General features: G+C 68.6%; 19 protein-coding genes and 1 pseudogene. 9 read left to right on the top strand and 11 right to left on the bottom strand.

Annotated elements, in window-relative coordinates; all coding sequences use genetic code 11:
* Positions 1-20: 20 nt before the first annotated feature.
* The 4 genes from ASD47_RS16605 to ASD47_RS16590 form a co-directional block, all read right to left on the bottom strand.
* The gene (locus ASD47_RS16605; protein ID WP_056759082.1) at positions 21-896 is read right to left on the bottom strand and encodes a GyrI-like domain-containing protein; all 876 of its coding nucleotides are present in this window, start codon (positions 894-896) and stop codon (positions 21-23) included.
* A 133-nt stretch (positions 897-1,029) separates the two neighbouring features.
* Entirely contained in the window at positions 1,030-2,706 is a 1,677-nt protein-coding gene (locus ASD47_RS16600; RefSeq protein WP_056758942.1) for a DUF5597 domain-containing protein, read from the bottom strand.
* Positions 2,707-2,804: 98 nt separating this feature from the next.
* Positions 2,805-4,052 (bottom strand): hypothetical protein, encoded by a 1,248-nt coding sequence (locus tag ASD47_RS16595; RefSeq protein ID WP_056758940.1) that lies wholly within the window; start codon positions 4,050-4,052, stop codon positions 2,805-2,807.
* Between the two features lie 72 nt (positions 4,053-4,124).
* A complete protein-coding gene (locus ASD47_RS16590; RefSeq protein WP_235525920.1) occupies positions 4,125-5,594 on the bottom strand; it encodes a hypothetical protein in 1,470 nt (489 codons plus the stop codon).
* 75 nt (positions 5,595-5,669) lie between these two features.
* On the opposite strand from ASD47_RS16590, the gene uvrB reads away from it, so the two are divergent.
* Complete coding sequence (uvrB, locus tag ASD47_RS16585) at positions 5,670-7,949, top strand: excinuclease ABC subunit UvrB (RefSeq protein WP_056758938.1); 2,280 nt, start codon at positions 5,670-5,672, stop codon at positions 7,947-7,949.
* Between the two features lie 60 nt (positions 7,950-8,009).
* Here the strand turns inward: uvrB and ASD47_RS26190 are convergent, their stop codons facing one another.
* The 3 genes from ASD47_RS26190 to ASD47_RS16580 form a co-directional block, all read right to left on the bottom strand.
* Positions 8,010-8,531: a hypothetical protein gene (locus ASD47_RS26190; protein WP_082564651.1), complete on the bottom strand. Its 522-nt coding sequence runs from the start codon at positions 8,529-8,531 to the stop codon at positions 8,010-8,012.
* Entirely contained in the window at positions 8,528-9,448 is a 921-nt protein-coding gene (locus tag ASD47_RS26700) for a hypothetical protein (protein WP_156402278.1), read from the bottom strand. Before ASD47_RS26700 ends, ASD47_RS26190 begins: the two co-directional genes overlap by 4 nt.
* 171 nt (positions 9,449-9,619) lie before the next feature.
* The gene (locus ASD47_RS16580; RefSeq protein ID WP_056758936.1) at positions 9,620-10,135 is read right to left on the bottom strand and encodes a hypothetical protein; all 516 of its coding nucleotides are present in this window, start codon (positions 10,133-10,135) and stop codon (positions 9,620-9,622) included.
* A 398-nt stretch (positions 10,136-10,533) separates the two neighbouring features.
* Between ASD47_RS16580 and ASD47_RS16575 the strand changes: the two genes are divergently transcribed.
* Positions 10,534-10,953: a GNAT family N-acetyltransferase gene (locus ASD47_RS16575; RefSeq protein ID WP_056758934.1), complete on the top strand. Its 420-nt coding sequence runs from the start codon at positions 10,534-10,536 to the stop codon at positions 10,951-10,953.
* A gap of 202 nt (positions 10,954-11,155) precedes the next feature.
* On the opposite strand, the pseudogene ASD47_RS28275 reads toward ASD47_RS16575, so the two are convergent.
* Together ASD47_RS28275 and ASD47_RS16570 are read right to left on the bottom strand one after the other, a co-directional pair.
* Positions 11,156-11,260: pseudogene (locus tag ASD47_RS28275) on the bottom strand (hypothetical protein); the annotation flags it as partial.
* 634 nt (positions 11,261-11,894) lie between these two features.
* The gene (locus ASD47_RS16570) at positions 11,895-12,488 is read right to left on the bottom strand and encodes a hypothetical protein (RefSeq protein ID WP_056758931.1); all 594 of its coding nucleotides are present in this window, start codon (positions 12,486-12,488) and stop codon (positions 11,895-11,897) included.
* A gap of 106 nt (positions 12,489-12,594) precedes the next feature.
* Between ASD47_RS16570 and ASD47_RS16565 the strand changes: the two genes are divergently transcribed.
* The 4 genes from ASD47_RS16565 (at position 12,595) to ASD47_RS16550 (ending at position 16,198) form a co-directional block, all read left to right on the top strand.
* Positions 12,595-13,206: a hypothetical protein gene (locus tag ASD47_RS16565; protein ID WP_235525919.1), complete on the top strand. Its 612-nt coding sequence runs from the start codon at positions 12,595-12,597 to the stop codon at positions 13,204-13,206.
* A gap of 161 nt (positions 13,207-13,367) precedes the next feature.
* On the top strand, positions 13,368-13,679 hold the full coding sequence (locus ASD47_RS16560) for a hypothetical protein (RefSeq protein WP_056758929.1): 312 nt from the start codon (positions 13,368-13,370) through the stop codon (positions 13,677-13,679).
* Positions 13,680-13,736: 57 nt separating this feature from the next.
* Positions 13,737-14,834, top strand: a complete 1,098-nt coding sequence (locus tag ASD47_RS16555; protein ID WP_082564650.1) for a glycerophosphodiester phosphodiesterase — start codon at positions 13,737-13,739, stop codon at positions 14,832-14,834.
* Positions 14,835-14,902: 68 nt separating this feature from the next.
* Positions 14,903-16,198 carry a hypothetical protein gene (locus ASD47_RS16550; RefSeq protein WP_156402275.1) on the top strand — a complete coding sequence of 432 codons (1,296 nt, stop codon included), beginning with the start codon at positions 14,903-14,905 and terminating at the stop codon, positions 16,196-16,198.
* A gap of 5 nt (positions 16,199-16,203) precedes the next feature.
* Here ASD47_RS16550 and ASD47_RS16545 read toward each other — a convergent pair whose 3' ends face one another.
* Entirely contained in the window at positions 16,204-17,268 is a 1,065-nt protein-coding gene (locus ASD47_RS16545; protein WP_056758925.1) for a DUF2855 family protein, read from the bottom strand.
* Between the two features lie 172 nt (positions 17,269-17,440).
* Between ASD47_RS16545 and ASD47_RS16540 the strand changes: the two genes are divergently transcribed.
* The 3 genes from ASD47_RS16540 to dnaG all read left to right on the top strand — a co-directional run bounded on the left by ASD47_RS16540 (position 17,441) and on the right by dnaG (position 21,296).
* Complete coding sequence (locus tag ASD47_RS16540; RefSeq protein WP_056758923.1) at positions 17,441-18,268, top strand: hypothetical protein; 828 nt, start codon at positions 17,441-17,443, stop codon at positions 18,266-18,268.
* 65 nt (positions 18,269-18,333) lie between these two features.
* A complete protein-coding gene (locus ASD47_RS16535) occupies positions 18,334-19,221 on the top strand; it encodes an EamA family transporter (protein ID WP_056758921.1) in 888 nt (295 codons plus the stop codon).
* A 182-nt stretch (positions 19,222-19,403) separates the two neighbouring features.
* A complete protein-coding gene (gene dnaG / locus ASD47_RS16530; protein WP_056759079.1) occupies positions 19,404-21,296 on the top strand; it encodes a DNA primase in 1,893 nt (630 codons plus the stop codon).
* Positions 21,297-21,328: 32 nt separating this feature from the next.
* Here dnaG and ASD47_RS16525 read toward each other — a convergent pair whose 3' ends face one another.
* The gene (locus ASD47_RS16525) at positions 21,329-23,263 is read right to left on the bottom strand and encodes an ATP-binding protein (RefSeq protein ID WP_056758919.1); all 1,935 of its coding nucleotides are present in this window, start codon (positions 23,261-23,263) and stop codon (positions 21,329-21,331) included.
* Positions 23,264-23,844 lie beyond the last annotated feature (581 nt).

Genomic DNA, 23,844 nt, shown 5'->3' with positions numbered 1-23,844 from the left:
GGGTACGTGAGCGAGGCGTCTCACCTCAACGGCAGATGCAGCTCCGCCGCCGTGCCGTGTTCCGGCGTGTCCAGGAAGAAGCGTTGGCAGTAGATCGGGAAATCGCGCATTTCCTCGCCGCTGGCCGGCAGCCAGTCGCGGTAGAGATAAAGGGCGGCGGGCTCCAGATTGTGGGTGTCACCCGTCACCCGCAGCACCGCGCAGCGCCCGCCGGGGATTTCGCCTTCCCGGACCCCCTCGCCCTCGATTTTCTGGTCGGCGGAGACGCCGACGCACAGGTCCATCCGATAGTCGGCCGGGTTGGCGGGCCGCCGCTCGGTGTACCAGATGTTGAAGGTCGAACTTGTCTTGGGCGTCAGTCCGGCCGCCTTGCGCCAGGCGATGAACCGCTCGCGGGTGACGTCGAAGGTCTGCGGGTCGCCCCGGTGCTCGAACATCGCCACGCGGGTCGGCCCCACCTCGCGGATCGTGACCTGGTCGGGGGTGAAGGTCTCTTGCATGATCTTGCTCCTGGCTGCGTTGAGCGGCGAGATGGCCGCAAGCCACGGCTCCCATTCGGGAGATTTCCGGAAACGCGACGGCGACTGCGCGAACCGCTGCCGAAAGGCGCGGGCGAAGGCGTCGGGCGACTCAAAGCCCGCGTCCATGGCGATCTCGGTGACGCTCACCCCCTGCCCGTCGGCCAGCTGTTTCGAGGCCCGCTTCATGCGGGCCAGCTGGACGTAATGGTGCAGCGAGATTCCGAACGTCGCCTTGAACTGCCGATGGAAATGGAATTTCGAGAACGCCGCGACGCCGCTCACCGCCTCCAGATCCAGGTCGCCGTCCAGATGCCGGTCGATATGGTCCAGCACCCTCTGCATCCGGGCATGGTAGTGGTCGAGCGCCGTCGTCATCATTCTCATCCGCTGTGACGATCCTAGCTTGCCGCGCGCGGCCGTCGCGCGCTCGACCGATCTTGCGGTTTGGCGGGCGACGGCGCGGCGCCAATAGGCTTGGTCCGCCAAGGGTTCAGAGGCGGCCGCCGGCTCACCGGTAGCGGTAGAACTTCACCCGCTGGATCTGGAACTGGCCGGGGGCGAGGCGGATGTGGCGGCCCTGGTGGGTCTGGTCGCCGTTCAGGGTCCGGCCGGGGACCCAGCGGCCCTGGGCGTCGAACACGCCCTCGACCGCGCTGTCGATGCCGGCCAGGGCGGGGCCGTTCCCAGCGCCGGCGAAGGTGACGACCAGGCCCCGGCCGGCGATCAGGTACTCTTCCGGACCAATCTGGATGATCAGCCCGCCGTGGGCGGCGGTCTTCTGGTCGGCCTTGGGCGTCCAGGGGTCGAGGAAGCCGACGGTGAACCTGTAGTCGCCGATCACCTGGCTGACCGGCTGGTCCAGCACCGTGCCGTCCTCCAGCACGCGCGGCTTGAAGCCCGACATCTTGCCTAGGCCCTGGGCCGCCAGGATCGCAGGGGTCAACTGCTTGAGCACGCCATAGGCCTGGGTGACCGCCGCCTGGGCCGTGTCGTCGGCGTTCTCGACCTGGAACGGCGAGAAGCCCAACGCGTCCAGCTTGCCGATCGCGTAGAAGGCGTTGGCCGGCGTCTCGGGCGCGCCGACATTGTTGGCCTCGGGGATGAACAGCGCGTTGTCCGGACGCTTGTAGCGGCCGGCCAGGTCGTTGAAGTTGGGGAAATAGATGTCGGGCGAGATCAGGTCGACGCTGGGCGCGCCGGTCTTCCAGACGTCGATCAGGTGCGGCAGCGGCCCGCCGCTGGGATAGTCGCCCGGCGCCTTGCCCGTGCGGTTCAGGGCGACATTGACGTACATCGGCAGCGGATAAGCGGCCTTGCCGGCCCGGGTCACGGCGTCGGCGTAGCGGGCGTAGAACCAGGCGGTGAACACCTCCTGGCCGGCGTCGCCGTCGCCGAACACCTGCGCCCAGCTCCCGGCGGTCTTCGCCCCATGGGCCCGCCACAGGGCGCGCAGCTCAGGCTCGATCGCCTCGCCGCCGGCCGCCAGGCGCTTGAGCAGCTCAGGCGGGACGGGCGCGGCCCAGGCGGCGTTGGCGTCCGGGCCCCACTCGCGGGCCACCGGCAACATGCCGATCTCGTTCTCGACCTGGACCATCAGCACCGTGCCCTGGGCGTCGACCGCCTTCAGGTGGGCCAGCAGGGCGGCGTAGGCCCGCGCGTCGGCGTCGCGGGTCTCGGCCGAGAAGGCCGACAGGATCTCCTGGCTGACGCCACTAGCCGCCTTGGCCCGGGGGAAGCGGGCGTCGTCGCGCTTCACCCACGCGGGGACATAGGTCGACATGCTGTTCTTCCAGGCCCCGAACCACAGGATCATCAGGTGCATGTCCTGGGCCCGGGCGTCCTTCAGCAGGCCGTCGACGCTGGAGAAGTCGTAGGCCCCTTCCTTCGGCTCGACCAGCTCCCACGAGACCGGCGCCAGCACGGTGTTGAGGTTCATGGCCTTCAGCTTGGGCCAGTAGCGGGCCATGTAGGCCTGGCTGGAGGCGCTGGAATTGCCCAGCTCGCCGCCCAGCACCAACAGGGGCTTGCCGTCGACCACCAGCCGCCGGGCCGAGCCCTGGGCCTCCAGCCGGGGCGTGCCGGCGACCGCGCCCTGGACCAGCAGCAGCGAAGCCGCCAGGGCCGCGGCCGCGACGCGCCTCGGCCGCGGCCAGCCAGCTCGGTTCTGGAGAGGTCCCTGGTCCATACGCTTCCCGTCGCGGCTCGGCGTCCTGTCGCGCCGTGACCGGTGATAGCGCTAACACATCTTACACGCGGCCTGAATAGGTCAGACCTCTGGCGCGGTCAGACCGTCAGCGTCCTGAGCGGGACAAGGCCGGTCTCGGTTTCCAGCCGCAGGCGATAGGCGCCGGGCCGCAGGAACAGCACGGCCGAAGCGGCCTCCGGCGCCAGCACCAGCTGGTCGGCCGGGATGGCCTGGTCGGAGTCGACGGCGTGGACCGCCTGAAGGAGGACCGTCGCCGTTCGCGGGCGGGGCGCGGCGACCTCCACCCGGCGGCGCTCATGGTCGGCCGCCAGCCAGCCCGGGCGACCGGCGACGTCGGCCAGAGGCGGATGGAACACGGCCAGGTCGGCCCCGGCCGGCTCCGCCCCGAGCCACCCGTTCGCCCCTCGCACCACGATCGAATCGGTGGGCCTGAAACGCTCCAGCACCGCGGTCGTCATCGGCGGATCGGCGCCGTGGGGTCCGAATGAACCGGTGTAGGCCTGGGAGACGCAGAGGGGGTCGATCCCCGACTTTTCCTCCAGCCGGGCGGCGAACCACGTCGTTCCTCGATGGTCGGGCGTCTTGCGCAGGTGGGAATAGCCGCAATGGACCAGGACCCGCGACCCGGGATTCGGCGCCAGCACGTCGGCGATGAAGTTGTCTGCCTCGGCCGTCTCGCGACGCGCCATGGCGGCCAGCTTGTCCTCGCCGCTCACGCGCTGGTCCTCCCGCTGCTCGTAGGACGCCAGCCGGTAGCCCAGGCCGGCCGCCTCGCGGACCGCCTCGGCATAGACCGGGTCGTGCAGGTAGAAGCCCAGGCTGGGATCCAGGGCCGCGCCCGCCCTGTAGCTCCGCACGGTCGGCGCGCCGGGCTCCCGGCTATTGAGGAAGTCCTCGGCGGCCAGGACGTCGAAGCCCAGCGGCCGCAGGGCGCGGAGCACCCGCGCCAGGAATCCGCGGTGGCGCGAGGCGACGTGGGCTTCGTTGAGCACGACGACGCGGCGGTCGCGGGCGGCCTCGACGATGGCGGCCAGGGCGTCCTGGGCGGTCGCGTCGGCCGGCAGGGGCGGATCGCCCGCCGGTCCCAGGCCGGCCGAGGCCAGGGCCGTGGCCTCGTCGCCGAGGAAGGAGGCCATCTGCTGCAGGCCCGGATCCTGGGGCGCGGCCTGGATGGCTCGCCAGACGGGCAGGTAGCGGCGCTCCAGGAAGAGGCGGGTCTGGGGGCTGGCCTCCGCCGGCGCCGGCGACGCCTGCGCCGCGGCTAGGCCGAGAAACGCGCTCGCCGCCGCCAGACCCGTCGCCACGCCCCTGCGCGTCATGTCCATCGCACCGCCCTTCCTGAACTCGGAGCGACAGGTTCACCTCAAGATTGCAAACCTGCAAGCATCCCGCACGCCCTACCGCACCGGGCAAGCCACCCACTGGTAGGCGCGGGCCATCACGCCGCCGTCGGCGCGGATCAGCGTCATGCCGCTGGCCTCGCCGCCCGCGTCGGTGAGCGTCGAGCAGCCGCTGGAGCGGATCTGAGCCGAATAGCTGTGCTTGCGGTCGGCCTTGTAGGTCCCGTCCGGATTGACCCAGACCGAGGCGTAAGAGAACCGGATCGGGCCGCCGCCATAAACCCGCTCGCCGGGACGATAGAAGCCGTCCAGCACCAGGGCCTCGGCCTTGGGGATCTTGCGGGCCCGCATCCAGCCGATCACGTCGCTGAAGCAGGCGTCGCCCAGCAGCTGCTCGCCGCGTTCGGCGCAGCCGGGGCGGTTGCCCATGACCACCGGCATCACCGCGCCATAGGCCTCGTAGGTGGCCACGGGCGGCGGGGCGGGCGGCGCGCCGCAGCCGGCCAGGGCCCGCTCGTGCACCCGGTCGCCGGCCTCGACCTCGAAGTCGACCGGGCTCGTCAGGCCGCAGCCGGCCGGGGCGGCGAGGCTGGACTTGTCGAACCAGCGCTTGTCGGCCTTGAAGCCCTTGCGGCCGCGCTTGAGCACATATTGCTCGGTCTCCTTGGCCGTCAGCACCACGCCGGGGACCACCGGCCGCTTGGCGCCGATCACGTCCAGTTCCTTCAGCTCGGGCCGGAACGCCAGTTCGGCGATGCCGGCCGCGAAGCAGACGCCGTCGCGCAGAGCCGCGTCCGGCGGGCAGTCCGGACGCGGCGCGGCCAGCTGCCGGGGCGCGCCCAGCACCTCGACCGTGGCGGTGGCCGGCCAGCGCTCGCCGGGCTCGTTCTGCCCGATCGGCGGCCGGCGCGGGCCGCCATAGCCGATCGGCGGGACCGGCCCGCCGCAGCTGACGGCCTGGACCTCGCGGGCGATCAGCTGGCCGTCGCGCAGGTCGAGCCGGTAGTCGACGCCGCGGCCGGTCGCGTAGCAGTCGCGCGGGACCCGCACCGACGAGCTGGGCAGGGTCACCGGCGCGCCCCGCGGCGCGCCGCCGGCCAGGGTCACGTCGTACAGGCGGTAGGCCTGGCCGATCGGGCCGGAGATCACCGTTCCCGCCCCGCCGCCGGCGCCCGGCGCGGTCAGCACCCGGCCGGTGGTCGCGCCCCGGGCCTTCATCCCGGCCAGCACCGCCTCCAGGCAGGCGCCGTCGGGCAGCTGGGCGGGCCGGGCGCAGCGTGCGCTGGGCGTCGCGACCGGCAGGACCGCGCCCAGCACGTCGCGCAGCTCGCCATAAACAGGCTCGCGGATCAGCCGCATGTCCGAGCTCTGGGCCGAGGCCGCGCCCCCGCCCGCGCCCGCGCCCGCTCCGATCAGGCCGATCGCCAGGAGGAGGCCCAGGCCTCCGCGCTTGATGTCCGCCATGGCCACCCCCGTGGTTGTCCCGGCCAGGATCGCAACCTTGAGCGTGAAAGGCAATGCCGCCACCTGCCGCCATTCTGCTGACATCCGCTGTCAGCAGGCCCCCTAGCCTTCCCGCCCGCGCGGACCTACCTTCCCTGCATGGCCCGATCCTCCGAGACCCCTGCCGGCGGCGTTTCCGACGTCTCCGCCAAGTTCATCCATGACGTCGCCCTGGACGCCGAGGTCGACGCCGCCTCGATGCCCATGCTGTGGACCCCGCACCGCCCCGCGCGGCCGGCGAAGTCCGAGGGCGGCAAGCGGTTCAAGCTGGTCAGCGATTACGAGCCGGCCGGCGACCAGCCGACCGCCATCGCCGAGCTCGTCGCGGGCCTGGAAGGCCGCGAAAACGACCAGGTGCTGCTGGGCGTCACCGGCTCGGGCAAGACCTTCACCATGGCCAAGGTCATCGAGGCCACCCAGCGCCCGGCCCTTATCCTGGCCCCCAACAAGACCCTGGCCGCCCAGCTCTACAGCGAGATGAAGAGCTTCTTCCCCGACAACGCGGTCGAGTACTTCGTCAGCTACTACGACTACTACCAGCCGGAAGCCTACGTCCCGCGCACCGACACCTATATCGAGAAGGACAGCTCGATCAACGAGCAGATCGACCGCATGCGCCACTCGGCGACGCGGGCGATCCTGGAGCGCGACGACGTCATCGTGGTGGCCTCGGTCAGCTGCATCTACGGCATCGGCTCGGTCGAGACCTACACGGCCATGACCTTCACCCTGGAGGTGGGCCAGACCATCAACGAAAAGCAGATGATGGCCGACCTGGTCGCCCAGCAGTACAAGCGGAACGACGCCGCCTTCGAGCGCGGCACGTTCCGCCGCCGCGGCGACACCATCGAGATCTTCCCCGCCCACTACGAGGACCGCGCCTGGCGCGTCAGCCTGTTCGGCGACGAGGTCGAGGCGATCAGCGAGTTCGACCCGCTGACCGGCAAGAAGACCGGCGAGCTGGAGATGATCAAGGTCTACGCCAACAGCCACCACGTCACCCCGCGCCCCACCCTGCGCCAGGCCATCGTCAGCATCCGCCAGGAGCTGAAGGAGCGCCTCGAATGGCTGGTCGCCAACGGAAAGCTGCTGGAGGCCCAGCGCCTGGAGCAGCGCACCACCTTCGACCTGGAGATGATCGAGACCACCGGCTCGTGCGCCGGCATCGAGAACTACAGCCGCTACCTGTCGGGCCGCCGCCCGGGCGAACCGCCGCCGACCTTCTTCGAATACATCCCCGACAACGCCCTGCTGTTCACCGACGAGAGCCACCAGACGGTCCCGCAGATCGGCGCCATGTACAAGGGCGACCGCAACCGCAAATGGACCCTGGCCGAGTACGGCTTCCGCCTGCCCAGCGCCCTGGACAACCGCCCGCTCAAGTTCGAGGAGTGGGACGCCATGCGGCCGCAGTCGGTGCATGTCAGCGCCACCCCGGCCAAGTGGGAGCTGGAGCGGGCCGGCGGGGTGTTCGCCGAGCAGGTGATCCGCCCCACCGGCCTGATCGACCCGCCGGTCGAGGTCCGCCCGGTCTCCAAGGACGGGGCCAGCCAGGTCGACGACGTAGTCGACGAGATCCGCCAGACCAAGGCCAAGGGCTACCGCACCCTGGTCACCGTCCTGACCAAGAAGATGGCCGAGGACCTGACCGAATACCTGAACGAGCAGGGCATCGCCGTGCGCTACATGCACAGCGACGTCGACACCATGGAGCGGATCGAGATCATCCGCGACCTGCGCCTGGGCCAGTTCGACGTGCTGGTCGGCATCAACCTGCTGCGCGAGGGCCTGGACATCCCCGAATGCGGCCTGGTCGCCATCCTCGACGCCGACAAGGAAGGCTTCCTGCGCTCGGAGACCAGCCTGATCCAGACCATCGGCCGCGCCGCCCGCAACGTCGACGGCAAGGTCATCCTCTACGCCGACCGGGTGACCGGCAGCATGGAGCGGGCCATGGAGGAGACCGCCCGCCGCCGCGAGAAGCAGCACGCCTACAACCTCGAGCACGGCATCACGCCCGAGAGCGTCAAGCGCGACATCAAGGACATCCTCAACAGCCCCTACGAGCGCGGCGACCGCGTGCTGGTGCCGATCGGCGGCATCGGCGAGGGCAAGGACGCCAAGCCGTTCAGCGGCGACAACTTCAAGGCCGCCCTCAAGGACCTGGAGGCCCGCATGCGCGAGGCCGCCGCCAACCTGGAGTTCGAGACCGCCGCCAGACTGCGCGACGAGATCAAGCGCATGAAGCTGATGGACCTGGAATTCGCCAACGAAGCCCTGACCGCCCCGGGCGAGGCGGTGGACAAGGCGATGCCCAAGCGGGTGCGGGCGGAGCTAAGGGCGGAGCAGGCGGAGGCGTTTCGGAAGGGGCGGTTGTAGCCTCACACTTCTGGCGCGCACCGAGCACGTGCCAAGCCACCGCTTACGTCTTGCCAGTACCTAGGCACTATATTCCATTTGAAATAATGCGTGTGAACGCTTTACGATCATAATTAGAGTAAAGAAGAAGTGCGAATACATTATAACGACAAAAGATGGCGCGACCCACGCGCTCCACTTTAAAACATAAAATACAACCGCAACAAGAAGAGCGGCGCAACAAAACAAAACGAGATAAGATATATTCGCGTTTAGCTCCTTGAGGAGCAAGTTTCTGGACGTCATTTTTTCAAAAGCAATTTCCGCAAGTTTTTTATCTTTTGGCAGGTCCCACTTTCTTTGAAAGATGGCGAATATAGCGACCTGAATATTCAAAAGTAGGGCTATAAATATGCCGAAGAAAGTTATAGAAACATTATAAAATTCTTGCGCCACGCTAAATTTCAAGAGGAACGAAAATCCTCCCGCTAATGCTGGCAGAAGAAAAAATATCACAGCATCGCCCAAAGAAGATTTTCCCGTTCTCGCGTTATATAGCGTTCGCAGGTGATCCCTAATTATGGACGTGACATCTACTTTCACACTGATCTTCCCAGCAATATATCATGGAAATCTTTCAATATTGCGTCGGATTGCTCCGCCATAGAAACAAATGTCGGATGACCGTCAGGCCCTTTAACAATTACGTCCGTAAGATCTATAACTCCGGCATCACTATTTGAACCAAACACTCCAACCCGCCTGATGGCATTTCCAATTTTAATTTCCGCAACAGCTTCATTGAAGCCAATTCCGTCATGGACAACCAATCCACCGTCACTGCTATTAAGAGTTTCAAATATAGATGCAAGATCTCCAAGGCTTCTCCTGCGCCGCGCAGTTAGAGAAACCTCGAAATCCGCTCCTCCGGAGTTATTAGGGAGATAGCGATCCGTTATATCACTAGGAGCACTCCTCTTAATGAATCGAAGCCTTTTCACGGGAGCTCCATAGTAAAGACTACCACGAACATCATTAGGAAGAAGCTTTTTATACTGAAGTCGATAACCCGGGTTCACCGCCTCAAAAGCTTCTCGCATCTTAGCCATTACGATTGAAATGCAAGAACGGCCCTGAAAAGACTGAAATGCAATCAACCCAAAGTTCGCAACCCCGGGGAACCAAAACTCGTAGAACAACGGGATTTCTTCCACGTCATCTATTTTACGTCGATAATTCTTTTCTTTAGTCTTGTTATTTACTAAATTGCTTTCGAAGCCATACGTCCCATACTGGACATAACCCTTCGTGTTTCCCTGACCATCATCATCTTTTGGCTCAAAGAACCAGCTACGCTCAAGTTCGGTATTTTGCACAACGGCGGCATTTTTCGCCACAAAGCCGGATACGAACTCAGGAACACGCACCCGCAACTCAGAGGAATCGAACCTCGTGAGCGCTCGGTCACCTTTTTTATTTATGGTGACTTGATAGGCTCTTATTCCAATTGAAGCCGTCATGTACCCCCCGAAGCACGCCCAGAGGGAAAGTACCGACGGCGCTCTACCAGAGCAAGCGAAGGCAATTGTTCCCTATATGTTCACACTTCCAGGTGCTGTCAACCGCTTGGTGACCGCCGAGAAATGCCGCTCGGTTTTCCTTGACGAACTCGCCCCCCGACGAGCTACGCGTTACGCCTTCCCCGCCGCGATCTCCTTCGCCGCCGCAAACCCCATGTCGATCGTCACCGCCAGGGTGTTCTTCAGATAGGCCCGCGTGACGCCGCCATAGGTGAAGCCCATGCGCCAGACGACGTACTCGTCGCCGACGGCGGCGTCGGCCGGGAACAGGACATCGCGCGAGGCGGCGAGGGCCTGGGCGGCCTGCGGGCTGGCGGTCTTCAACGCGACGTCGATTTCGTACTCGGTGCAGGCGCGGTCGGGTCCGTCGCCCTTGCACTGCATGCCCTTCCAGGTGACAGGCAGGCTGTCGGGGACCTCGGCGGTGATCAGCCAGCCGTGCTCGGGGGTCTGCTCCTCGGCCTTGATCCGTGCGCCGGCCTCGACCAGCAGTTTCCTGGCGTCGGCCTGGCGCAGGGCGGTCCACACCACCGGGACCGGGTCATTGACCATCGGCGTGGACTCCGGCCTCGGCGCGCAGCCCGCCAACGCCAGGGCCAGCAGCGCCCCGCTTCCGATCCGAACCATCCAGCCCCCTCGAAGGGCTGGCGTCTCGCGCCCTGCCCCGCCTTACATCTCTCGTAGGCTGCAGCGTGCCGGTCTGGACAGGTCAGTCAAGGACTGGCCTGCGGCCAGCCGCGACGCGGCGGCGCGGAGCGCCGTCCTTGAGTGACCTGTCCAGACCGGCGACCGTCTCGCCGTGAGATGAAAGGCTGGCTCCCCTTCGCGAGGAAGGCGGAGCGCCCACTCCCCCCAATCCCGTCATCCCGGGCCTTGTGCCCGGGACCCCTTTGTCCGCCGCAGGCGCCGAGGGGTGGCGCGCCGGCGCGCCAAGGCGATGCACCGTCGGCTGAACGAGGGGTCCGGGGCACAAGGCCCGGGATGACGGTTGAGAGGGGGCGATGGAATGGGCTTAGATCACCCCCATGATCATCCCCGCCCAGACCGACGCCGAGATCCTGGCCACCTTCGAGGTGATGGCCCAGCTCCGCCCCCAGCTCGTCCGCGAGACCTATGTCGCCCGCATCCGCCAGCTGATGGCCAGCGACGGGTTCCGGCTGGCCTATGTGGCGCAGGACGGCGTGGCGCGGGCCGTGGCGGGGTATCGGGTGCTGGACATGCTGTATTGCGGCCGGTTCCTCAGCGTCGACGACCTGGTGGCCGACGAACGGGTCCGCTCGCAGGGCCACGGCAAGGCGCTGCTGGACTGGCTGAAGGCCGAGGCCCGGCGCGAGGGCTGCGGCCACCTGGAGCTGATCTCCAACGTGGTCCGCGAGGCCGCCCACCGGTTCTATTTCCGCGAGGGCCTGGCCGTGGACGCGTTCCATTTCCGGGTGAAGATTTAGGGGGGCGGCCGGGGACACGCCCTTGCGGCGTGTCCCCACCTTTCGCACGGAGTCAGGCGGTTGGGGACACGCCGCAAGGGCGCGTCCCCAGTCGTGCGCTTATCCGCGGCGGATAGGAGACGAACCGCAGACAAATCAACGCCCTGAACTTTCTCGACCCGATTTGATCCCCACCCCTCCAAACCGCCCGTATCCTGCTCTCACCTCGTCGCGGGGAAAGGGCGCATGGCCAGCGACCGATGCGGCGGCGGGGGGCGATCGAGCGGGACTGGGCTGGAGGGGGTTACTTCAGCGTGTCCGGGGCCTTGGCCCGCGCCCCCGGCGTCCGGTTTCTCCCGAAAGGGATCGAGACCGGGTCCGGCTAAGCCTCAACAGGGCTGCCCACCGGACGCTGGCGGATAACGACCGCGCGGAGCGGTGGCTTCGTCGAAACGGTATTTATCAAAGAACTCCGGACGATGTCCGGCGCTCCGCGTCCCTTTCCGATAGCTCAGCGAGAGATCGCGTGAGGATGAGAGATCGTGCCGGCGAAGACCCCCTCAGTCGCTTCGCGACAGCTCCCCCAGAGGGGGAGCAGCTACGCGATGCGGCGGCCGATCAGATCCTCCCCCTCTGGGGGAGGTGGCCCGGAGGGCCGGAGGGGGCTCGCCGCCTGTCGAAAGGAAACCCCATGGTCCAGCCCCGCTCCAAACGCACCCGCCCGGCCCGGCTCCAGCGCGCGAGGCGCGCCTATATCCGCGCGCGGTTCAAGGTCGGCTTCATCCGGGCGGCGATCGCCAAGATGGCCCAGGTCCACCGCGACCATCCCCGTGACGCCCATCTGGCGGCTCTCTGGCTGCCCAGCTGGGTGCGCCAGATGGCGCTGGACGGCGTCGAGCCGCCCGAGCCGGACATCTGGGCCTTCTACTGGCGGGGCCGGGGCCAGAAGAACCGGGGCGACCCTAAGCGCCTCGCTTCAGCCGCTCGCGATACGACCCCGAGCTCGCCACGTAGCCCTCGGCGTCGCCATAGGCCTGGAAGTCGCGGTAGCGGTCGTGGCTGCCCTTGACCTTCAGGGCGTGCTTGATCGGGCACCAGTACTGCTCGGTGCGGGCGGTGATCTCGCGGGCGTAGGCGATGACGCCGTTGCCGTAGCCGCAGAACACGCAGTTCAGCTTCTGCACCAGGTTCAGATAGCCCAGCCGGTGGCGGTCGATGACCACATAGTCTCGCCTGCGCACCCGCTGGATGCGCCAGGCGGTGAAGCAGCCCAGCTGGTAGAGGCTGACGCTGAGGTCCAGCATCATCAACGGCAGGGCCATGCCGTAGATCAGCGGCATGGTCAGCAGGGTGGGCCACGGGGTGCGGGCCAGGTGCAGGCCCTTGCGGTGGGCCTTCTGGCGGCGCAGGGCGTCGGCCTTGAAACAGGGCTTGCCGGCCTCGATCACCAGGCCGGCGGCGGCGGCCCGCTCGGCGTCGCGCGCGGCGAAGGCGGCCTCGATCTGCGCCTCCACGGCGCGCAGGCGATCGATCAGCTGTTCGAGGGTTTCGGCCATGGGCAACTCCGCTTGGGCGCGAGCATGGCGCGAGTCGGGGTCCATGGGGACGCGCCAGAAGGGTGGGGCCTTTTCGGGCGGCCGCGGAACGCGCTAGGGTCGCCGGATGCGTCACCTGGTCCCGAGCTCCCGCCGCCTGGTTCCGATCCTGCTGGTCGCCCCCCTGCTGATCGCCCCCTTGGGTCTGGCCGCCTGCTCCCGCACCGACGACCGGGCCCACGACCCGGCGGCCGGCGACAGCCAGACGCCGATCGCCCAGCAGGACGCCGCCCCGGCGGCCGGCGGCCCCACCACCCTCAAGCCGGGCCTGTGGAAGACGGTCACCCAGACCCCGGCCGGTCCCGAGGACTCCACCCAGTGCGTGGGCCAGGGCTTCGACCCGGGGGCCGAGGCGGCCCGCAAGGTCTCGCCCTGCGGCAGTCCCACGGTGACGCGCACGGCCGACGGCTTCCGCCTGGACCACGCCTGCCAGAAGGACCACATCGACTACGCCCTGACCGGCCGGGTCAGCGGCGACTTCGTCACCACCGCCACCACCGACCTGGAGCTGGTGGTCTCGGCCTTCGGGCGCAAGCAGACCCTGCGCATGAAGGCGGTCAGCACCTATCAGGGCCCCTGCGAGCCGGGCGCCCCGATCGCGGGACAGGGCGGTCGGGAGGGCGGCGAAAAGGCCGCCCAAAAGGCCGGCCCAAAGACCGGCAAGGCGCCCGCTTCCTAGGCGCCGGCAACCACCTCCGCGCGAAGCTGTGGCATGGCGGCCACGGCGGCCGACGATCGCGCCAAACGGCGCGCCGCGGGGGAACGGTCGGCGACGCGCCAGCCTTCTATTGGCGAGGGCCGGCGCCGCGTCCGGACGCCGCCCGAGGAGGCGACGACGCCATGAACGGTCCGCTTTTGACCCTGGTCCCCGAACAGACCGGCCCCGTCGAGGTCTATGATCTCGGCCGCGGGCCCGAGACCACCACCCAGCGCATCCGGCGCCTGCAACGCGAGGCGCGGCTGCTGGCCCGCGAGCAGATCGAGGCTCTGGCTCGCGATCTCGAGGACCTGGCGCGGCGGGCGGGCGAGATCGCCGAGGGCGGCGAGGCCTATGCGGTCGGCGTGCGCGAAATGGCCTCGCGCCTGGCCACCGAGCTGCCCCAGAAATCGCAGGGCCTGCTGGCCATCCTCAGCCGGTCCGGCAAGGACTAGGAAAGCGCGGGACGGGGGGGCGCCGAGGCTGGTCAAACCGTCACATCGGCGCGCTAGATGGCCGCCATGACCCTGCTGACCCGACGCGCCCTCGCCACTCACACCATGGCCACCGCCGCCCTGGCGGGAACCCTGAGCTCCGGCCTGAGCTTCGCCGCCGCCCCGAAGCGGCCGATCGTCATCGCCCACCGCGGCGCCTCGGGCCTGCGGCCCGAGCACACGGGGCTGGCCTACGACCTGGCCATCGACCAGGGCTGCGACTTCATCGAGCCCGACCTGGTGCCGACCAAGGACGGCCACCTGGTCGCCCGGCACGAGAACGAGATCGGCGGCACCACCGACGTCGCCTCGCGGCCCGAATTCGCCGACCGCAAGGCGACCAAGACCATCGACGGCCAGCCGGTGACCGGCTGGTTCACCGAGGACTTCACCCTGGCCGAGATCAAGACCCTGCGGGCCCGCGAACGGCTGCCCAAGCTGCGTCCCGGCAACACGACATACGACGGCCAGGCCCCGCTGCTGACCTTCGACGAGGTGGTGGCGATCGCCAAGGCCGGCAGCCGGCGCACCGGCCGGACGATCGGCGTCTATCCGGAGATGAAGCACCCCAGCTACTTCGCCGGGATCGGCCTGCCGCTCGAGGACCGCCTGGTCGCCCTGCTGAAGAAGAACGACCTGGACTCCGCCACCGCCCCGGTCTTCGTCCAGTGCTTCGAGGTCACGCCGCTGAAGAGGATCCGCGGCAAGACCCGGGCGCGGCTGGTGCAGCTGACCGCCTCGGAGGGCGGCCCGGCCGACCTGCCGAACGTGACCTACGCCCAGCTGTGCGGCCCGTCCGGCCTGAAGGACGTGGCGCTCTACGCCGACGGCCTGGGGCCGGAGAAAACCCAGGTCGTGCCGCAGGACGCGGCCAGCCTACTGTCGGCCACCACGCTGGTGAAGGACGCCCACGCCGCCGGCCTGGTCGTCCACCCCTGGACCGTGCGGGCCGAGAACTATTTCCTGCCGGCGTCCCTGCGCCGGGGCGACGCGGCGGCGGCCGACTACCTGGCCCAGCCGGGCGAGGTCGCCGCGGTGTTCAAGGCGCTGTACGCGGCCGGCGTCGACGGCCTGTTCAGCGACTTCCCGGGCCTGGCGGTCGCGGCGCGGGGCTAGCCGCGCCCTTGCGGCGATCAGCGGCGCAGGGCAGCGTGCACGCCCGTTTCGACCTGGACGCGCCTTCCATGATCCTCCGCCTCGCCGCCGCGACCGCCGCCCTGGCCCTGCTGGCTTCGCCCGCCCTGGCCGCTCCGCCTGAAGGCGCCAAGCTGGACGTCATCGCCAAGGACTTCGTGCGGCTGACGCTGGAGGCCGGCGAACGCGAGCCCGGCTATGTCGACGCCTATTACGGCCCCGCCGAGTGGGCGACCGCGGCCAAGGCCAAGCCGCGCGAGGTCCCCGCCCTGCGCGCCGAGGCCGACCGCCTGGCCGCCGCCCTGAAGGCCGTCGACGGCAAGGCCCTGAGCCCCGACGAAGTGCGTCGCAAGGCCTTCCTGGCCGGCCAGGTCAAGGCCGCCCAGACCCGTCTGGCCATGCTGGCGGGCGTCAAGTTCAGCTTCCAGGACGAGGCCGAGGGCCTGTTCGGGGTGCGCCCGCCGATCAAGCCGCTGACCGCCTACGACCCGATCCTGGCCAGGATCGACAAGCTGGTCCCCGGCGAGGGCGACCTGGCGACCCGCGTCTCCGCCTTCCAGGCGCGCTACACCATCCCGACCGACCGCCTGGAGCCGGTGATGAAGGCGGCGATCGCCGAATGCAAGGCGCGGACGCAAGCCCACATCGCCCTGCCCAAGGGCGAGCGCTTCGATCTCGCCTTCGTCACCAAGAAGCCCTGGAGCGGCTACAACTGGTACAAGGGCGGCGCCCACAGCCTGATCGAGGTCAATACCGACCTGCCCACCCCGATCAGCCGCGCCGTCGACCTGGGCTGCCACGAGGGCTATCCGGGCCACCATGTGCTGAACGCCCTGCTGGAAGAGAAGTTGACCAAGGCCAAGGGCTGGGTCGAGTTCAGCGTCTATCCGCTGTTCTCGCCGCAGTCGCTGATCGCCGAAGGCTCGGCCAACTACGGCATCCGCCTGGCCTTCCCCGGGACCGAAAAGCTGGCCTTCGAGCGCAGCACGCTCTACCCGCTGGCGGGGCTGGATCCGGCCACGGCCGCGACCTACGACGCCCTGACCACCGCCACCGCCGACCTGGCCAGCGTCCAGAACACCATCGCCGACCTCTACCTGTCGGGAAAGATGGACAAGGACGCCGCCGTCGCCGCCCTGGCCAAGTACGCCCTGACCTCGCGCGCCAAGGCCGAGAAGTCGCTGAGCTTCATCGAGGCGTACCGGAGCTATGTGATCAACTACAATCTCGGCCAGGAGATGGTCCGGGCCCACGTCGAGCGGGCCGGCCCGTCGCAGGACGCGCGCTGGAAGCGGATGAAGGCGGTGATCTCGCAACCGACCACGCCGGCCGACCTGGCGAAGTAGGCCAGCTAGCCCTGGGGCGCCAGCACATGCCCCTCGTCCGGCCCGGCCTCGCCGGCGACCACGGCCGCATAGGCCTGCGCCATCGCGTCAGGGCCGACGCCCTCGATCACCCGCAGCCAGCGCGGCGCGTCGGCGGCGAAGGGAGCCCAGGCGGCGTCGTGGCGCTGGTCCAGCCCGCCCGGACCCCAGTCGCCGGCGCGCTTGCGGATGCGGTCGGGGGCGAAGAAGAAGATCGGCCTGGGCCCAGGCAGCCGGCCGTCGCTGGGTCCGGCTTCCCAATGGGTGCCGCCGACCACGCAGGAATAGGCCAGGGCGTCGCCGAACCGCTCGTGCACGGCCCGCCGCAACGGCGCGTCTCCTGCGAAGTCGACGAGAACCGCTGGTTCTTCGATCGGCGCGTCGACGACCGCGTCGTAGGTCACGACCTGGTCGTAGCAACCCAGCCCCTCGACGAAAGCCGCGTTCCGGGCTGAGGTCAGGCCGACCACCCGCGCCTTGCCGCGTTGTTTGAGCTGAAAGGCCAGGCTGATCGCCGTCTTGCTGGACGCGCTGGTCAGCAGCACCGACCGCGCCCCGAACAGGGCGTTCTCGTCCAGGAAATCCTCGATCAGGAAACCGGTGATGAACAGCGGCCGCAGCAGGGCCTGGTAGTCCTCGGCCGGGCTGGCCGCGCCCACCGCCTGGTACTGGTTGTAGACCGGCGGCAGGTTGGCCCGGTGCGGCGCGACATCGGCGAAACCGGTGCGGGTCTTGCGCGGCGTCACCGTCAGATGCGTCGACATCGGATAGTAGCCGTAGAACCGTTGGCCGACGGTCAGGTCCGGATGGGTCGAGGCCTCGACCCGCGCATGGCCCCACACCGGGATCCGCCCCCAGCCCTCCGGTCCAGGAAAGAAGTCCCAGTAGCGCATCTGCTCGCCGAACACCGCATAGGTGACGTTGTTGGCCGTCAGGGCGAAGCGCTCGATCGCCAGCCGCGCCTCGCCGTCGGCCAGGGGCGACGCATCGACGGGCGCGATCCTGGCCTGGCGAAGATCGGTCTTGGCGACCAGGAAATCCCAGCTGGACATCGTCGCGGCTCCGTTGGTTCGGCGGGAAGCTAAAGCCGGCCAGCCACCAAACGTCAAACGATTGTTTGAACTCCATCGTCGAGCGCCGCCGCTTGACGGTCACATTGGTGAGATCACCTTAGGAGCAGCCCTTGGAGGACAGGCTATGGCAAGGCGAGGATCGGCGGCCCCTATGGCGCTCGCGGCGTTGTCGGCGTTGGCTGCGCCGGTCGTCGCGGCGGCGCAGGCCGAGACATCGAGCGGGACCCTGAGCAAGACGCAGGCGCGCTCTTTGCCGCCCGTCGAACTGACCCACCGGGTCATGGATCTGGTCGCCGACCTGCTGGTTCCATCCGACCCCCGCCCCACGCCCGGCCGCACCCCGACCAGGCCGCTGCGCGACCTGGCCTTCCAGAGCACGCCCCGCGCCACCTGGGCGCCGGGGGTCTGCGCCCGCGACGGCGTCGTCGTGACGTTCGAGCCCGCCGACGGCGCGCAAGCACCCGACCAAGGCGCCGACACGCCCATGCGCGCCGCCAGCCTGAAGGCTTCGACCCGCTATCACCTGGAGGCGCCGCCGGCCCGCGAGGACGATTACTACGACGGTCCGCCGCCGCCCGACGCCCAGGCGGCGTGCGGCCAGCTGGCCGACCAGGACGTGACCTTCTTCTCGGCCCCGACGGCCGAGGCGGCCCTGAGCGGCGCCTGGTGGCTGACCCGGGCCGCCGAGGGCGCGGCCGGGCCGGATCCGGCCTACGACATCGACTGCCGGGTGGCGACGGCGACGCCCGAATCCTGTCCGGCGATCCTGCGACGCCTGAGCCTGGCGGACCTGCGCTCAGTCTGGCCCTGTTCCGACGACCATCGCGGCGCGCAGACCCTGCGCTGCTGGACCCTGAAGGTCTGGCCAGCCGACAAGACCTACGAGCTGCGGGTGTTCGCCGGTCGGGGTCCGGACGCCGCCATCGCCCGCATCGAGGTCGACGAGCAGGTGCTGACCGGCGAGACCTTGAACGACTAGGTCTGGGGCGTGGCGTCGCCCGTCGGGAAAGCCTAGATACGGCGCAGTTCGTCCGGAGACCGCCGATGTCGCTGCCGCTGCGCCACTTCCTGCTCGCCCTGGCCGTGGTGGCGGTCTGGGGGACCAATTTCGTGGTCATCCGGGTGGCGCTGGACCATCTGCCGCCACTGCTGTTCGCCACCCTGCGCTTCACCCTGGTGCTGCTGCCCGTCGTGTTCTTCGTCAAGCGGCCGCAGGTCCCGTGGAGGAACCTGGCGGCCTATGGCGTCCTGATCGGGGCGGGGCAGTTCGGCCTGCTGTTCGTGGCCATGAAGGGCCACATCTCGCCGGGCCTGGCCTCGCTGGTGGTGCAGACCCAGGTGTTCTTCACCATCGGCATGGCCATGAAGATCAGCGGCGAGAAGGTGCAGCCATTCCAGGTCGCGGCCCTGCTGCTGGCCGCCTCGGGCATCGTGCTGATCGCCGCCCATGGCGGCGGGGCCGCCACGCCGCTGGGGGTGCTGCTGATCCTGCTGGCCGCCGCCAGCTGGGCCGGCGGCAACATCGTCGCCCGCCAGGCCGGCACGGTGAACATGCTGGCCTATGTGGTCTGGGCCAGCCTGTTCTCGATCCCGCCACTGTTCCTGATGTCGCTGTGGCTGGAGGGCTGGCCGGCCATGGTGGCCGGCGTGAGAAACGCCGACGCCCTGACCTGGGGCGCGGTGGCCTGGCAGGCGGTGGGCAACACCATGTTCGGCTATGCGGCCTGGGGCTGGCTCCTGGCCCGCCACCCGGCCGCCACCGTCACGCCCATGGCCCTGCTGGTGCCGGTGTTCGGCATGGGCGCCTCGGCGATCCTGCTGCACGAGAGCCTGCCCGGCTGGAAGCTGCTGGCCGCGGCGCTGGTGCTGGCTGGGCTGGCGGTGAACATGTTCTGGCCGAAGCTGCGGATGCGGTTTCTGGCGCCGGTTTGAGACCGGGGACATGCCCTTGCGGCGTGTCCCCAAAGCAGAGGCGGCGCTTTGAACATGGGGACAGGCCGCAAGGGCCTGTCCCCGGCCCGCGCTGATTATCCACAAAGCTCATCCAACTCTGGACGAACTGATCATCCGGCGTGCGGAATCCGCCGGCTGGGCCTATGTTGGCGCCAGCCGCCATGCGTTTCGACGACCACTTCCTCGACGAACTGAAGCAACGTCTTCGCCCTTCCGACGTGATCGGGAAGTCGGTGAAGCTGCGGCGGCAGGGGCGCGAATATGCGGGGCTGTCGCCGTTCACCAAGGAGAAGAGCCCGTCGTTCTTCGTCAATGACGACAAGGGCTTCTACCACTGCTTCTCCAGCGGCAAGCACGGCGACATCATCTCCTATCTGCAGGAGACCGAGCGGCTGACCTTCACCGAGGCGGTCGAGCGGCTGGCGGCCGAGGCGGGCATGGCCCTGCCGGAGCCCGACGCCCGCGCCGCCCAGGACGACAAGAAGCGCGCCACCCTGACCGACTGGATGGAGCTGGCCGCCGCCTGGTTCGAGAGCGAGCTGCGCCGTCCGGTCGGCCAGGCCGCCCGCGACTACCTGGCCCGCCGGGCCCTGCCCGAGGACCAGTGGAGCCGGTTTCGCATCGGCTTCTCGCCGAACGGCCGCACGGCGCTGAAGGACTACTTGGTCGCCAAGGGCGCCAAGCCGGCCGAGCTGGTCGAAGCGGGCCTGCTGATCGCCCCGGAGGACGGCGGCCAGCCCTATGACCGGTTCCGCGACCGCATCATCTTCCCGATCACCGACACCCGGGGCCGGGTGGTGTCGTTCGGCGGCCGGGCCATGGATCCCCAGGCCCGCGCCAAGTACCTGAACGGGCCGGAGACCACGCTCTTCCACAAGGGCCGGCTGCTGTACGGCCTGTACGAGGCCCGCAAGCTGCTGCACGCCGCCCAGGCCGCCGCGCCAACCGAACAGACCCCGCTGCTGGTGGTCGAGGGCTACATGGACGTCGTCGCCTGCCAGCGCGCCGGCCTGCCGGCCGTGGCCCCGATGGGCACGGCCATGACCGAAGAGCAGATGGAGGTGCTGTGGCGCCTGCATCCCGAGCCCACCCTCAGCTTCGACGGCGACAAGGCCGGCCAGCGGGCCGCCAGCCGGGCCATCGACCGCGCCCTGCCGCTGCTCAAGCCCGGCCGCTCGTTCAAGTTCTCGATCGTGGTCGGCGGCAAGGATCCCGACGACGTGCTGCGCGAGCAGGGCCCGACGGCCCTCAAGGCCCAGCTGACCCAGACCACGCCGTTCGTCGACGCCCTGTTCGCCCGCGAGCGCGACCTGGAACCGCTGGACACCCCCGAGCGCAAGGCCGGCTTCAAGCAGCGCCTGCGCGCCGCCGCCGGGACGATCGCGGACAAGGACCTGTCGGCCGCCTATCGCGACGATCTCTACGCCAAGCTGGACGCTCTGTTTCCCAAGCCGGCGTTCGGCGGCGGTTTCGGCGACGGCGGCGGTCGTCCGTTCGTCCCGCGCGGTCAATGGAAGGGCGGCCGTGATCGCGGTCCGCCCGATCCGGGCATCCGCGGCGTGGCCCGGACGCAGATCACCACGCGGCTGAACCCCTTCCATGCCGCCGTGGCCGTGGCCGCCCTGCGCCATCCCGCCTGGGCCCGTCCCTATGACGAGGCTGTCGAGCGCGTCGGCTTCGGCGACCCGCGCCTGGCCCCGCTGGCGATCGAGCTGTTCGAGGCCCTGGCCGACGAGATCAGCGACGACGTGCCGTTCCGCGACATCCTCAACCGCAAGGGTTTGGGCCCGCAGCTGACCGAGGCCGAGCGGGTGGCCGCGGCGATCAGCGCGCCGTTCCTGGATCCGAAGATGGAGGTCCACCAGGCCCGCGCCCTGTGGTCCGCTTGCTACGAGGCGCTGATCGAGATCGCCGACAGCGAGCGCGCCTTGGAGGCTCTGCGCCGAGAGGCGGTCACCGCTGGAACCCTGGCCGCCACCCGCGACCTGCGCACCCGCATCGCGGTGTTGGAGCGCCAGATCAGCGGGCTGGAATTCTGGCAGGCGGCCAGCTAGGCCGCGCCGGGATCAGATGACCCCGGCAGACTCTAGGCGACCCGCGCGTCGTCCTCCGACGTCCCGTTCGCGGCCAGGGCCGTTTCGATGGCGCCAAGCAGTTCGGATATCTCGATGGGCTTGGAGACATGCCCGTCCATGCCGGCCTGAACATAACCCTCGATCTGGTGATGCATGACGTTCGCCGTGAGCGCGACGATGGGGATGCGTTGGAGGCCCCTCAAACGCTCGCGTGCGCGGATCTCGACGGTCGCGTCGGTTCCGTTCAGGATAGGCATCTGGATGTCCATGAGGATCAGATCGAAGGCCTCGCTTCCCCACGCCTCGACCGCCTCCCGGCCATCGGCGACCACCGTCAACGCGATGTCGAAGGGCTCCAACAGGGCCCGCAAGATCAACTGATTGATGGGATTGTCCTCGGCCGCGAGAATGCGGACGGGCCGCGAGGCCCGCTCCAGCGCCTGTCCCTGCCCAGGTTCGCCTGACGGCGTCTTTCGCTCGCCGCGCGCCAGGGGCAGCTCGAACGAAAAGGTCGAGCCGACGCCCAGCTGGCTCAGCAGCCTCAGGTCGCCGCCCATCAACCGGACAAACTGACGACAGATCGCCAGGCCCAGGCCGGTTCCGCCGAACCGGCGAGTCATGGAGGCGTCCGCCTGGGTGAACGGCTCGAAGACCAACGCCTGCTTGTCGCCCGCGATGCCAAGTCCCGTGTCGGCCACCTCGAATCCGAGACCATCCGGCGTCGGCCCGATCCGCAGCACGATGGACCCGCGCGCCGTGAACTTGTGTGCGTTCGAGACCAGATTCGAGAGCACCTGGCGCAGCTTGCCGCCGTCGCCGCACCAGATTCCTCGCGCCTCCGGACGCCATTCGACGCGGAAGCATACGTCGCTCTGCTCGGCCATGGCGGCGTGGGCGGCCGTCGCCAGCCTGACGACCTCCTCGATGTCGAACGGCTGAAGCTCCATCTCCAGCCGGCCGGCGTCGATCTTCGAGAGGTCCAGCACCCCATCGAGAACGGACAACAGCGTCTGTCCGGCGTCGGCGATCACGTCGAGCCGCTGCCTTTGGCCGGCTTCGCGCTCTTCGCGCCGCATGATCTGCACCATCCCGAGAACCCCGTTCAAGGGCGTGCGAATCTCGTGGCTGACATTGGCCAGGAAATCGCTCTTGGCGCGGTTGGCCTGCTCGGCTCGGTCGCGGGCCTCGGCCAGGGCCTCGGAGGTTCGAACCCAGACCGTGTGCACCCGCCAGGCCACCCAGACGCCGATCGCGCAGACGGCGAGACTGAGCCCGGCCACCGCGGCGTAGGCCAGCCCGGCCGCGAGGCGCGCGACCCGACCCATCTGGTCCGAGAACTGCCGCTCATGGGCCGAGGCGGACCGGTCCAACGCGCCGGCCTCGGCCAGATAGGCCGCTTTCTCGGCGTCGGTCGATCCGCCGCGCCGGATCCGCTCGCCAAGCTGCTCCAAGGCCATGAACTGTCGATCGCCCTCGCGCCAGCTCTCGACCGCCCGGGCGAAGGGCGCCCAGCGCCGCATGATCACGAAGCCCGAGATGATCGCCGGGATGTCGTCGCTGGCGTTTCGCCCCCGCAGGAAACCGGCCCTGGCGGCGCGGAAGTCGGCCGGCGTCGATTCCAGCGCGTATCGCGCCGCCTGGTCTCCCTTGGGCGCCTCCAACGCCGCGCGGAACATCGCGAAGTCGACGTCCGAGCCCGACTGGACGTAGCGCATCAGCGAGATCACCGCTTCCTTCTGCGCCTTCGAGTACTGCGCCTCGCCGGCGACATAGGCGCGCGCCACGTTGGAAACCGCCATGCCCGCGAAGCCGAGCATCACGACCAGGCTCTGGGCGATGACGAAGATGACGGCGCTGATGATCAGCAGATGGCGGCTATGGCGCGCGGAGGGTTGCGGCCGGTGATGGCCGTTCGCGCTCTGATCCGGGCTGGGCGTCGAAAACATGGGCGCGGGTCGGTTCCCTCAGCTCTTCGGCCGGCGAGCGCGACCTTGAATCGCGCGCAAGGACCGCTGACCCCGGTGGCGTCGCTTCCTGCCCATCTGATGCTCCCCACGCGGTGTCGCGACGTCCGCCGATCCATGGCCGAACCTCGAGTGTCGCTGAAAAGCGTGGTGATAGGGTTTTGTTTCTAGCTGTAGGCGAATATGCCGCAGCCACACGCAAAGATCGTTTCGTCCCAAATCTTGAGGCCGTCGCGCCTCGGGCGCGACAAGACGGGCCGATTACCCTCTTCACATCTTGACTCACGCGTCATGCAACGCCATCTGGCGACTCAAGGATTTGCCACGCTGCTGATTGACATCGCTCGGGCCGCCATTCTCATGCGCGCGCCCTCCTTGAAACAGGATGTCACCCTCGCCGCCGCCAGGTCCCAGTGGCCGCCGAAACCCTCAAGGGTCGACGCTGATCGCGCACGAAGACGACGCCTCCGTAAAGAGCCATGCTCGCGGAGCGTTAGCCCATGGCTCTTCCGCGCGTGTCAGGCGTTTATCTTGAGAATTTTTTCAGCGGTTCACTGGACAGC

It is taken from the genome of Caulobacter sp. Root1472, assembly GCF_001426985.1.
In the GTDB taxonomy this organism is placed as follows: domain Bacteria; phylum Pseudomonadota; class Alphaproteobacteria; order Caulobacterales; family Caulobacteraceae; genus Caulobacter; species Caulobacter rhizosphaerae.
Note: the sequence above shows the minus strand (reverse complement) of the source record. Positions and strands in the feature narration are given on the sequence as shown.

Excerpts from the sequence above, each read along its gene's own strand:
- uvrB (WP_056758938.1), top strand. The coding sequence starts at position 5,670 with ATGGCCCGATCCTCCGAGACCCCTGCCGGCGGCGTTTCCGACGTCTCC.
- ASD47_RS16575 (WP_056758934.1), top strand. The coding sequence starts at position 10,534 with ATGATCATCCCCGCCCAGACCGACGCCGAGATCCTGGCCACCTTCGAG.
- ASD47_RS16600 (WP_056758942.1), bottom strand. The coding sequence starts at position 2,706 with ATGGACCAGGGACCTCTCCAGAACCGAGCTGGCTGGCCGCGGCCGAGG.
- ASD47_RS16535 (WP_056758921.1), top strand. The coding sequence starts at position 18,334 with ATGTCGCTGCCGCTGCGCCACTTCCTGCTCGCCCTGGCCGTGGTGGCG.
- ASD47_RS16605 (WP_056759082.1), bottom strand. The coding sequence starts at position 896 with ATGACGACGGCGCTCGACCACTACCATGCCCGGATGCAGAGGGTGCTG.
- ASD47_RS16560 (WP_056758929.1), top strand. The coding sequence starts at position 13,368 with ATGAACGGTCCGCTTTTGACCCTGGTCCCCGAACAGACCGGCCCCGTC.
- dnaG (WP_056759079.1), top strand. The coding sequence starts at position 19,404 with ATGCGTTTCGACGACCACTTCCTCGACGAACTGAAGCAACGTCTTCGC.
- ASD47_RS16570 (WP_056758931.1), bottom strand. The coding sequence starts at position 12,488 with ATGGCCGAAACCCTCGAACAGCTGATCGATCGCCTGCGCGCCGTGGAG.
- ASD47_RS16545 (WP_056758925.1), bottom strand. The coding sequence starts at position 17,268 with ATGTCCAGCTGGGATTTCCTGGTCGCCAAGACCGATCTTCGCCAGGCC.
- ASD47_RS16550 (WP_156402275.1), top strand. The coding sequence starts at position 14,903 with ATGATCCTCCGCCTCGCCGCCGCGACCGCCGCCCTGGCCCTGCTGGCT.
- ASD47_RS16540 (WP_056758923.1), top strand. The coding sequence starts at position 17,441 with ATGGCGCTCGCGGCGTTGTCGGCGTTGGCTGCGCCGGTCGTCGCGGCG.
- ASD47_RS16525 (WP_056758919.1), bottom strand. The coding sequence starts at position 23,263 with ATGTTTTCGACGCCCAGCCCGGATCAGAGCGCGAACGGCCATCACCGG.
- ASD47_RS16595 (WP_056758940.1), bottom strand. The coding sequence starts at position 4,052 with ATGGACATGACGCGCAGGGGCGTGGCGACGGGTCTGGCGGCGGCGAGC.
- ASD47_RS16565 (WP_235525919.1), top strand. The coding sequence starts at position 12,595 with ATGCGTCACCTGGTCCCGAGCTCCCGCCGCCTGGTTCCGATCCTGCTG.
- ASD47_RS16555 (WP_082564650.1), top strand. The coding sequence starts at position 13,737 with ATGGCCGCCATGACCCTGCTGACCCGACGCGCCCTCGCCACTCACACC.
- ASD47_RS16580 (WP_056758936.1), bottom strand. The coding sequence starts at position 10,135 with ATGGTTCGGATCGGAAGCGGGGCGCTGCTGGCCCTGGCGTTGGCGGGC.
- ASD47_RS26700 (WP_156402278.1), bottom strand. The coding sequence starts at position 9,448 with ATGACGGCTTCAATTGGAATAAGAGCCTATCAAGTCACCATAAATAAA.